Annotated in this window: 9 protein-coding genes; all 9 read left to right on the top strand. The window is 39.0% G+C overall.

Features of this window, described 5'->3' with window-relative positions; translation table 11 throughout:
• Positions 1-56 precede the first annotated feature (56 nt).
• Entirely contained in the window at positions 57-1451 is a 1395-nt protein-coding gene (locus ACOVQ4_RS07120) for an L-fucose/L-arabinose isomerase family protein (RefSeq protein WP_166578564.1), read from the top strand.
• Between the two features lie 22 nt (positions 1452-1473).
• Complete coding sequence (locus ACOVQ4_RS07115) at positions 1474-2766, top strand: nucleoside hydrolase-like domain-containing protein (RefSeq protein ID WP_421819959.1); 1293 nt, start codon at positions 1474-1476, stop codon at positions 2764-2766.
• 375 nt (positions 2767-3141) lie between these two features.
• The gene (locus ACOVQ4_RS07110; protein ID WP_421819958.1) at positions 3142-3951 is read left to right on the top strand and encodes a transketolase; all 810 of its coding nucleotides are present in this window, start codon (positions 3142-3144) and stop codon (positions 3949-3951) included.
• Positions 3952-4154: 203 nt separating this feature from the next.
• Positions 4155-5129: a transketolase family protein gene (locus tag ACOVQ4_RS07105; RefSeq protein ID WP_421819974.1), complete on the top strand. Its 975-nt coding sequence runs from the start codon at positions 4155-4157 to the stop codon at positions 5127-5129.
• Position 5130: 1 nt separating this feature from the next.
• Positions 5131-6066, top strand: coding sequence for a D-ribose ABC transporter substrate-binding protein (locus ACOVQ4_RS07100; protein ID WP_421819957.1), 936 nt, complete (start codon positions 5131-5133; stop codon positions 6064-6066).
• A gap of 319 nt (positions 6067-6385) precedes the next feature.
• Positions 6386-6988 (top strand): DUF2291 family protein, encoded by a 603-nt coding sequence (locus ACOVQ4_RS07095; protein WP_421819956.1) that lies wholly within the window; start codon positions 6386-6388, stop codon positions 6986-6988.
• A 25-nt stretch (positions 6989-7013) separates the two neighbouring features.
• A complete protein-coding gene (locus ACOVQ4_RS07090) occupies positions 7014-8501 on the top strand; it encodes a sugar ABC transporter ATP-binding protein (protein ID WP_421819955.1) in 1488 nt (495 codons plus the stop codon).
• Positions 8502-8543: 42 nt separating this feature from the next.
• Positions 8544-9500 (top strand): ABC transporter permease, encoded by a 957-nt coding sequence (locus ACOVQ4_RS07085; RefSeq protein WP_421819954.1) that lies wholly within the window; start codon positions 8544-8546, stop codon positions 9498-9500.
• Positions 9500-10999, top strand: a complete 1500-nt coding sequence (locus tag ACOVQ4_RS07080) for an FGGY family carbohydrate kinase (protein ID WP_421819953.1) — start codon at positions 9500-9502, stop codon at positions 10997-10999. Before ACOVQ4_RS07085 ends, ACOVQ4_RS07080 begins: the two co-directional genes overlap by 1 nt.
• Positions 11000-11397: the final 398 nt, after the last annotated feature.

The following is an 11397-nucleotide window of genomic DNA, read 5'->3' as shown; positions in this document are numbered from 1 at the left end:
CTTTATTCAAATTTAACTTGAAATAGGATAGCATTTTATCCATAAAAACCATAAAAATGACACTTGGTGTAATCATTGGAAACAGAGATTTTTTCCCAGACAGTTTAGTCGAAAAAGCAAGAACCGAAATTATTGAGGTATTCAACAGCCTTAAAATTAAGCCAATTTTGCTGGACACAAACGATACAAAATTGGGTGGTGTAGAGACTTTTAGAGAGGCTCAAAAATGTGCAGATTTGTTCAAAGCACATCGTGAAGAGATTGCAGGGATTTTGGTATTGCTTCCAAACTTCGGTGATGAAAAAGGAGTGGCAGATACCCTTAAATTAGCCAATCTCAACGTACCTGTTTTGATTCAGGCGTATCCTGATGATTTGAGCAAAATGAACGTAGTTAATCGCCGTGACTCGTGGTGTGGGAAAATTTCGGTTTGTAATAACCTTTATCAGTACGGCATTAAATACACCTTGACTAGCCAACACGTTTCTGCTCCTTCTGATCCAAACTTCCAAAGAGATTTACTAGATTTTGTGTCGGTTTGTCGAGTGGTAAAAGGTCTTAAAAGTGTTCGTATTGGTGCTATTGGCGCTCGTCCTGGGGCATTTAATACGGTTCGTTATTCTGAAAAAATCCTTCAAAGAAACGGGATAACAGTAACGACTTTTGACTTATCAGAAATTTTGGGACGTGCCAATAAATTAACAGGTAACGACGAAAAAGTAAAACAGCATTTGGAATCTATCAACGCTTATGCTTCAAAAGGTAGAACACCAAATGAAGCCATGATTCAGATTGCCAAATTAGACGTAGTTCTGAAAGAAATCATGGAAGAAAATGTACTAGATGCTACGGCAATTCAGTGCTGGACTTCTTTACAACAAAACTACGGTTGTAACGTGTGTACAAGCATGAGTATTATGTCCGAAAACATGTTGCCTTCGGCTTGTGAAGTAGATGTAACAGGAACGCTCTCGATGTATGCTATGCAATTGGCATCAGGCTCACCAAGTGCTTTGGTAGACTGGAATAATAATTATGCCAACGACGAAGACAAATGTGTGTTGTTCCACTGTGGTAACTGGGCAAAATCATTCTTGCCAGATATTCAAATTAGTAATGCTCCAATTTTAGGAACTTCGGTAGGAGTCGAAAATACCTATGGTGCCTTGGACGGTCGTACACCTGCTATGCCATTGACCTATGGAAGAATTAGTACCGATGACCCTAAAGGTATCATCAAAGCCTATATCGGAGAAGGGGAGTTGACCAACGACCCGCTAGAGACATTTGGTAACCGTGCCGTAGCGCAAATTCCTGATTTGCAGGGACTCATGAAATATATTTGCCGTAATGGTTTTGAACATCACGTAGTAATGAATGCTTCGAAAACAGCTACCATCTTGGAAGAAGCATTGGGCAATTACATGGGCTGGGAAATCTATAAGCACTAGAAAATATTTTCAATATCCAGATATGAGTAAGCTGAGTTTGATTTTTTCATTCGTCTTCTTTTTTGTGCAAACAGTTATTGCACAAAAGGCGGTGCCCGTAAAACCCCGTATTCTTGTCAGTACGGATATTGGAGGAACTGACCCAGATGATAATCAGTCTATGATTCACTTACTCATGTACAATGAATTGTTTGATATTGAAGGGCTGCTTTCATCGCCATCCTATGGAGACGGAAGCAAAGAAGAAATCCTTCGTACGATAGACCTTTACGAAAAAGATTTACCAAAACTCAAAAAACATAAACCTAATCTGGCAACCCCAGCCTATTTACGCTCGGTGGTAAAACAAGGACGACATGGAGCTGCGCCGTATAAAGGCTACGTTACCGCAACAGAAGGTTCGAACTGGATTATTAAATGCGCCCAGAAAAAAAGCAACAGACCTTTGTGGATTTTGGTTTGGGGAGGTTTGGAGGACTTAGCCCAGGCATTACACGATAAACCAGAAATTCAAAATAAGATAAAAGTATTTTTTATTGGTGGACCCAATAAGAAGTGGAGTGCCAATAGCTATGCTTACATTGCTAAAAACTTTCCGAATCTTTGGTTTATTGAATCAAATGCGTCTTACTACGGCTTTTTCTCTGATAATGTTCCAGATAGTTTAAATAATAAAAATTATTACAAAAACTACATTAAAGAAGCAGGATTTTTGGGCAAAGATTATAAAGCTAACCGTTACAAAGGTGTTCTTAAAATGGGGGATACCCCTTCATTGTTATACATGATGGATGGTAATCCCAACAATCCCATGAGAGAAAACTGGGGTGGTAGTTATGTGAAATTTAAGCATAGTCCAAGAGTACTATTTAACGGTAATACATCGATTAGGGATACAGTAACCGTATTTTCTATTGTTGAATTTATGTTTAAAGGACCTGTCGTTAATATTCCTCCTGATTCTGCTTGTCTGACTATGTCGGTAAAGTCTGAAATTGGTGAACAAAAATGGAACGGTTTTTACCTTGGAAACGGAAACTATGTGGTAAGATATTGCCCAAAACGCACTGAAACATTAACCTACAAAGTTACATCGACTATCAGTGGATTTAAAGAGCAAAACGGCACATTTGTAGTAAATAATATATGGCCAGGAAAACCTCATAAAACCGATTATCAGTTAGGAGCAAATTGGTATACAGATAAGTCAAACCCTGAATTGTACGATGATATTTGGCAGGGCGGTAAAACCGTGCTCAAATGGCGTAATGATGTATTGCTAGATTGGGCAAAACGCTGGAGTTGGCTTCGGTAAGTTAGTGGGCAAAATAAAATTTAATTTTTGAGCTTTCGGCTTTCGGCGGTGGGCTTTGGGAAAAATGTATGTGGTCTTTAAAAATATTTTAACTCTCTTTGCCTTATGCCTGTTGCCTTGTCCCTAAGATAATAAAATTTATTTTTTGAGCTTACGGCTTTCAGCTTTGGGCAATCGGCAAAAGAATATCCATCGTCAATAAAAAACATTTTAACACTCTTTGCCTTGTGCCTGTTGCCTGTTCCCCTAATACATAAATTGAATTTAACTATAAGGCTATCAGGAAAAGTATTCTAATAACTGATATACTGTCAACTTATAAATTTTTAAGACTGCCAAGATTAAACGATATTCATTTCAAGAAGCTTAAACACTATGAACATTAAAGAATTAGAAGAGAAATCTAAAGTATATCGCAAAAAGATTCTCAAATATATCTACAATGCGAAGGCAGGACATACAGGAGGAAGCCTCTCGATTATTGACATTTTGAATGTGCTTTATAACAAGGTATTGAATGTTTCTCCTGAAAATTTTAATTCATCCGAAAAAGACATTTATATCCAAAGTAAGGGTCATTGTGTGGAGGCTTTGTATGTTGTTTTAGCCGACAAAGGCTTTTTCCCTGAAGATGATTTATTGACGCTTTGTCAGTATCAATCGCCTTACATTGGTCACCCAACTAGGAAAATCAAGGGAATGGAGCAAAATACGGGCGGTCTTGGACATGGGTTATCTATTTGTTGCGGGAGTGCATTAGCAGCCAAAAAAGACCAATCAGACGTAAAAGTTTATACCGTTTTGGGCGATGGCGAAATGGCAGAAGGCTCAAACTGGGAGGCATTTATGTTTGCCGCACATTACAAACTTGATAACCTGTGTGCTATTTTGGATTATAACAAACTCCAAATTACCGCACCCAATGCCGAAGTTATGGGCTTGGAACCACTTGACGAGAAATTAGAAGCGTTCGGCTGGGCAGTTCGTCATGTAGACGGCAATGACGTAGAGGCCTTGGTGAATACCTTTGATGCACTTCCCTTTGAGTCAGGAAAACCTTCCTTTATCATTGCACATACGACCAAAGGAAAGGGCGTGAGTTATATGGAAAATGTCTTGAAATGGCATCATGGCGTACCAACAACCGAGCAATACGAGTTAGCCTTGGCGGAAATAGACAGTTAGTTGACGTATAGTAGAAGGAGTTAATGAGGCAGTTTCAACTATTGCAGATGTGGGATTTCTGATTTCGGAATAAAGTGTGTATGCCTTTATTGCTTGCAAAATATGAGCCCCAAAGTAGCTATGCTTCCGAAATACAATATTGGAAATCCGAAATAGTTAACGAACTCACCATTCAAAATATCAAACACATAATAAGTAAATTTATGGGTCAAGAAATAACCAATATTCCGAAAGGAGTAGGGCTTGCCAATTTGGAGGTCTTCGCTTCAACCTTGGAATCGCTCGCCCAAGCAGATAAAACCGTTTTTGCCGTTACCAGTGACTCAAGAGGCTCAGGTAAGTTAGTGGGATTTGGGCAAAAGCTTCCAGCACAAATTGTAGAAGTAGGTATTGCAGAACAAAACCTAGTTGGCGTAGCCACAGGTTTGGCGAGTATGCGTAAGAAAGTTTTTGCGGTTTCACCAGCTTGTTTTTTGACAGCAAGAGCTTTGGAGCAAATCAAAAATGACGTTTGCTATTCTGATAATCCAGTAAAACTTATTGGTATTTCAGCAGGTGTAAGTTATGGCGCTTTGGGTAGTACACACCATAGTTTGCACGACTATGCGGTGTTGAGAGCCATCAACAATATTACGATTATTGCACCAGCGGATAATTTCGAAACTGCGGAGGCTATTCGCCAAGCGGCTGCTATGGATTCGCCTGTTTATCTTCGTTTTGGAAAAAAGAATATGCCCGAAAAAATAGAAGAGATTGAGCATGCGACCAGCTTCGAAGTGGGCAAAGGGCGTGTAGTAAAAGAGGGCTCAGATTTGACATTTATTGCTACTGGCGAAGCTGTTTGGCCTTGTTTACAAGCCGCTCAAAAGTTGGCTGAGGAGCATCAAATTTCGGCTACAGTGGTAAGTATGCATACCATTAAACCCTTAGATCAAACACTGATTTTGCAATTAGCTTCTAAGAATACGCCAATAATTACCGTAGAGGAACATTCTGTTTATGGTGGACTTGGTGAGGCTGTAGGTTCGGTGCTTTTACAAAATGGTTGCCATAATAAGTTCAAAATCGTAGGCTTACCAGATGAGCATACCGTTTCGGGTTCTCAAGGCGAGATTTTTGAACATTATGGAATTTCAGCAAAAGGATTGTCACAATCAGCTTTAAACATTTTAGGCTAATATGAAAAAATACATCCTCATAACGGCATCGCTGATTTTTGGAGTTTTTCTGGTAGGTGCTTGTTCAAAAAGCCAGTCGAATGAAAAGAAAAAAGTAGCGGTAGTCATCTCTACGCTCAACAATCCTTGGTTTGTAATCTTGGCAGAATCTGCCGCCGAAAATGCCAGAAAGTTAGGTTATGAAGCCAAAATATTTGATTCTCAGAATAGTCCAGCCGTAGAGTCAGACAATTTTGAAAACCTTATTTCTTCTGAATTCGACGCTATTCTTTTCAACCCAACTGATGCTGATGGGTCGGTCTCGAATGTCCTTCGTGCCAAGTCTGCTGGTATTCCTGTATTTTGTATGGACCGTGAAATCAATAACGATGATGCTGCTACTAGCCAAATTTTGTCAGATAACTATTCTGGTTGTGTCGAGGTAGGCATTGAGTTTGTAAAAGCCTTGAAAGAAAAAGGTACGTATGTCGAGATATTGGGTTTGGTGGGTGACAACAATACGTGGGCACGCTCAAAAGGCTTTCATTCTGTGGTTGACAAATTTCCTAACCTCAAAATGGTCGCTCAACAAAGTGGTGATTTTGACCGCAACAAAGCCATGGAGGTTCTGGAAACCATCATGCAAGCACATCCCAATATTGACGCAGTTTTCTGTGGTAATGATGCCATGGCGCTAGGAGCTTATCAGGCATTGCAAGCCGCTGGTAAAACCAAGGTAAAAGTATTTGGCTTTGATGGAGCTTCGGAAGTCATAGAAAAAATTAAGGAAGGAAAAATCGTGGCAACAGGTATGCAGTATCCAAAAATTATGGCAAAAACTGCTGCACAATATGCCGACGAGTATATCAAAGGCAAGCGAGACTTTCCACAAAGAGTACCAGTGGAAGTGGAACTTGTGAATAGTGCGAATGCGAAAAATTACATTACTATGCCATAGGCTATTAGCAGTAGGCATTAGGCTATCACAATGATTCCACTATTTTAAAAGAAACACTTTGATTGACTATTCTAAGGAATAAAGTTCACAGCCTAAAACTTGTAAATTTAGCTTGATTTTATCCCCACAACACAATTTATGTTCAAAATAAAGTTAACTCAAATTTGAACGTAATAAATCGATATTTAAAGTGTTGTGTTTTTGTTCTGGTCTTATTGTTGGACAAAATGAATAATCAGTAATTCAGCATTCAAACTGAATCAAGGTTTAAAACCAAAGTATCGTGACTGATGCCTTTTCTCTAAAGAAACTTATAACTATGAAAAAAATTATCATTTCCTCTGTCTTGGCGGTTGTGGCTATCTACAACTCCATCTACATAGAAAGTTTAGATGATTTGAAGCAAAAAAAGGAATCTAACTTTGATTTTGCCAAATATTCGCAAGACTTATATCAACAAATTCTTTCCAAATCGCAAGCTGTGGAGTTATCACAGTTATTATCGTCTTTTGCCACAAAAAACCACGCGAGCGTAGCCAAATATGGCAATAGGTTGGGAATAGGAAGTTCGGCATATTATTTGGTCAAATGCCAAGCCAAAATTTTGGAGGTTCAGGGAGATAGGTTGAAAGTATTGGCATCAGGTAATAGACCTTTAGAAATAGATACAAAATTCATTTTTGGGAATGCCATTCGTGATGCTTCGGGGTTGGTAAAATTAACCGATTTCAAAACTACGGCTGAGTTTAACAAGATTTCTGAAAGTTTGAATACGATAATTCGTGAAAAAGTAATTCCCGAAAAACTCAAAAGCTTGAAAGCTGGCGATACTATTGATTTGATTGGCGCAATTAAGCTAGGAGAAAAGCAGCAAGACTTGCTGAATTTGAGTGTATTGCCTATCAAAATTTCTAAAATATAAGCGTTTTCCCAAAAATCATTCGCACGTGCTACAAGCAGTCAATATTTCAAAATCATTCCCTGGTGTGAAAGCATTGAAGGGCGTAAACTTGAATTTTTACCCTGCCAAAGTCAACGCCATTTTAGGAGAAAATGGGGCAGGCAAGTCAACGCTCTTGAAAATCCTCACAGGCGTATATCCCGATTATGAAGGCGAAATACATTTGAATGGACAAGTGGTAAAATTTAATCATATCAAGGATGCTCAAAAAGCTGGAATTTCGATTATTCATCAAGAGCTAAACTTGATTCCTACCTTGACCATTACGGAGAATATTTTTTTAGGTCAAGAAATAGAAAATCAGTGGGGAATGCTCGATTATTCGGTCATGAAACGAGTTACTAATCAATTACTTCAAAGATTAGAACTGAAGCTTTCACCTGATACTTTGGTACAAAACTTAAAGGTTGGCGAACAACAACTCATCGAAATTGCCAAGGCTCTATTGATTGACGCACAGGTGATTTTGATGGACGAACCCACTTCGGCGCTGACCAATGCTGAGATTGATAACCTCCACCGTATTATTGCTGAACTAAAAAAAGAGGGCAAAACGATTGTCTATATTTCGCACAAAATGGAGGAGTTGTTTCGTATTGCCGAAAAATACACCGTTATGCGTGACGGCTGTAGCGTATCAGAAGGCGATATGTCAGACACCACAGAGCAGGCATTGATTCGTCAAATGGTGGGTCGTGAGGTGGTTATTGAGAAAAAAGCAAAAACTCAAATCTCACAAGATGTAATCTTAAATATTCAAAACTTTACGCTTCCTCATCCCAAACTCAAAAATCGTAATCTTCTCGAAGACATTTCATTTAATCTTCATCAAGGTGAAATTTTAGGCATTTTTGGTTTGATGGGCGCTGGACGCACCGAATTACTGGAGAGTATTTTTGGACTAAACAGCATCGCATTGAAAGGCGCCATGACAGTACATCAGAAGTCTGTAAAAATTCAAACGCCTAAAGACGCTATTGCGAATGGGATAGCTTTTGTAACGGAGGACCGCAAAACAGAAGGCTTAGTCTTGGGAATGAATATCGCCTCGAATATTTCACTTACTACACTGGCTAGCGACAAATTGCTTGATGCTCGACAAGAGCAACAAAATGCGCAAAGCTATATTGATTCATTGGCAATTAAAACCCCTTCTTCACAACAGCTTTGTTTGAATTTGAGCGGAGGAAATCAACAAAAGGTGGTTCTTGCCAAATGGCTAGCAACCAATCCTAGTATTTTGATGCTCGACGAACCCACGAGAGGAATTGATATTAATGCCAAAAACGAGATTTATGAATTAATCAAAAAGCTTTCGCTCGAAGGGAAAAGCTTTATTGTAGTCTCTTCTGAGATTCCTGAACTATTAGCATTGGCCGACCGATTCTTGGTTTTGTCTGGCGGACGCATCACAGCAGAGTTGAGTGCAGAGGAGGCCGACGAAGATAAATTGTTGAAGGCTGCAATTTTATAAATTATCTTATTCGATTCTTTTTCAAATAGTTATAAATATACAATGAACAAAGAACTATTAAAAAAATCACAATCACTGATTGCACTCCTGTTGCTCTGTATTGTCATAAGTATTCTTTCTGATAAATTTCTTTCTGCTAATAATATCTGGAATGTACTTCGCCAGATTTCGGTAAACGTCTGTATTTCTACAGGGATGACTTTGGTTGTCTTGATGGCAGGAATCGACTTGTCGGTTGGTTCTGTATTGGCATTTACCTCAGTAATTTGCGCTGGTTTACTCAAAGACGGAATCACCATTGGAGCACTGAATATTCATGTGGGCTTTACTATTTTTGGAGGCATTTTAGCTGCCATCACCGTAGGCTTGTTTATTGGGCTTTTCAACGGTTTTGTGATTACCAAATTCTCTTTGCCACCCTTTGTGGCTACGCTTGCGATGCTCACTATTGCTCGTGGTGCAACGATGCTTTATACACAAGGAATTCCGATTTCTAACCTAGGACCAAAATTTGAATACATTGGTTCTGGTTGGTTGTTAGGTATTCCTGTGCCTGTATGGATTTCGATTTTACTGGTCTTATTGGTGGTATTTATCAGTCAAAAAACAGCATTCGGACGTCATATCTATGCGATTGGTGGTAACGAAAAAGCAGCTTTTCTATCTGGTATCAATATACAATACACCAAATTGATTGTGTATGGTATTTCGGGAATGATGGCGGCAGTGGGAGGAATCATGGTTACTTCGCGACTCAATTCGGCTCAGCCAAACGCGGGTGCAAGTTACGAACTCGACTCTATTGCAGCAGTAGTAATTGGCGGGACTTCGCTTTCTGGAGGAATTGGCACAGTGACTGGCACTGTGATTGGCGCAGCGATTATTGGGGTTCTCAACAACGGCTTGGTGCTATTGAATGTATCCCCGTTTTGGCAACAAGTAGTAAAAGGTTTGGTGATTTTATTAGCCGTAATTATTGACCGTAAGAGTAAAAAATAATGAAATATATTTTAGCCATCGACCAAGGTACAAGCAGTACTAAATCTATCATTTTTGATAACCAAGGAAAAGTTATCAGTAAAGGTCATGCCGATTTACATACCAATTATTTCGATAATGGTTTTGTGGAACAAGACCCAGAAGAGATTTTCCAAAATGTATTAACTTCTGTGAGCCTGTGCTTGGAAGATTTTCAGCAAAAAGGATACAACTCCAAAGATATTGCTTCGTGTGGAATTAGTAATCAGCGAGAAACTTTTGTGCTTTGGGACAAAGCAGGAAAGGCGCTTTCTCCAGCTGTGGTTTGGGCTTGCAAAAGGTCTACACAAGTTTGTGAAAACCTCATTAATCAAGGACAAAATGAGTTGATAAAACAACATACTGGTTTGATTATTGACCCATATTTTTCAGGAACTAAATTACTGTGGTTGTTGGAAAATAACCCTGATTTAAAAACTCAACTTGATAAAGGCGAAGTCTATTTTGGTACTGTGGATTGCTGGCTTTTGTACAAGCTTACCGAAGGTAAATCGTATAAGACCGACCACACCAATGCGCATAGAACTCTTTTGCTCAATATTCATTCATTGACTTGGGACAAAGAAATATTAGCACTTTGGGGGCTCGAAAATCTTCATTTGCCCGAAGTGCATCCTTCTTCTTATGATTATGGCAACTGGACTTATTCCGACGAAAAATCTGCTGTAGGAGTTTTGGCAAAAAGTCAATTGCCTATAACTGCCCTCATTGGCGATTCTCATGCGGCTACTTTTGGAGAAGGCTGTTTCGAAAAAGGAACTGCCAAAGCAACGCTAGGAACGGGCTGTTCGATTATGTCAAATATCGGCAATGAACCTTTAATCTCCTCAAATGGTATGCTAACTACCGTTTGTTGGAGCGTGGAAGGGAGAGTAGATTATGCCTTTGAAGGAGCAATCGTTTCATGCGGTTCCACGATTGAGTGGTTGAAAAACGAAATGAAATTTTTTACTCATCCTTCCGAAACAGAAGCGTTAGCTCAAAAAGTAAAAGATAATGCTGGTGTATATCTGATTCCTGCCTTTAGTGGTTTGGGTGCACCGCATTGGCAAATGAGTCGAAAAGCTTCTATTCAAGGTATTACTTTTGGCACCAATATCAATCATATTGTACGTGCAGCCTTGGAGAGTATTCCTTTCCAAATCAAGGATGTGCTGGATGCTATGAGTAAAGATATGGGCAAAGATTTTAGCTCAATATCCATCAATGGAGGTATAAGCCACAATAAATTTGTCACTATTTTTTTGGCTGATTTAATGGGTTTTTCTATCAAAAAACAAGCAAATCATGATATCTCGGCATTAGGTGCTGCGTATTTGGCAGGACTTAAAAGCGGTGTTTATCTGAGTATTGATGCCTTGTCAGAACTTTGTAAAGCCAATATTACCAGCATCGAACCTGCTGAAAATACCCTAGTTCAAACCTATTATGAAGGTTGGCAAAAAGCCTTAAATGGTTAAGAGATAAGTAGGGAAAGGGCATTCGTTAACAGTATATTGGTTATTTGAAGATATTCATAATCAAAAGGTTATAGTCAAATTTTGCCTCAGTTATTCTATTAGTTTAATCTTTTCTACTATGTAAGTTAGTACACAAAATAAAGTTTAAGATTGTGCTTTAAGCTTTCAGGAATTGGCTTTCGGCGGTGGGCTTTGGGAAAAATGCATGTCCAAGGTCGTTAAAAACATTTTAACACGCTTTGCCTTGTGCCTGTTGCCTTGTCCCTAAAACACAAAACTTAAATATAATTCTGCACGATTACATAAATGCTACTGAGTATCATTATTAATACCACATTTTTCGTCAGCTCCGTAGGTGCGAAAGACTTCAAGATAGTAAGATGGCTTTCTGTTGTTCC

This window comes from Flectobacillus sp. (assembly GCF_049240685.1).
In the GTDB taxonomy this organism is placed as follows: Bacteria; Bacteroidota; Bacteroidia; order Cytophagales; family Spirosomataceae; genus Flectobacillus.
The sequence above is the reverse complement of the archived record's forward strand: the minus strand, read 5'-3'. Positions and strand labels throughout refer to the sequence as shown.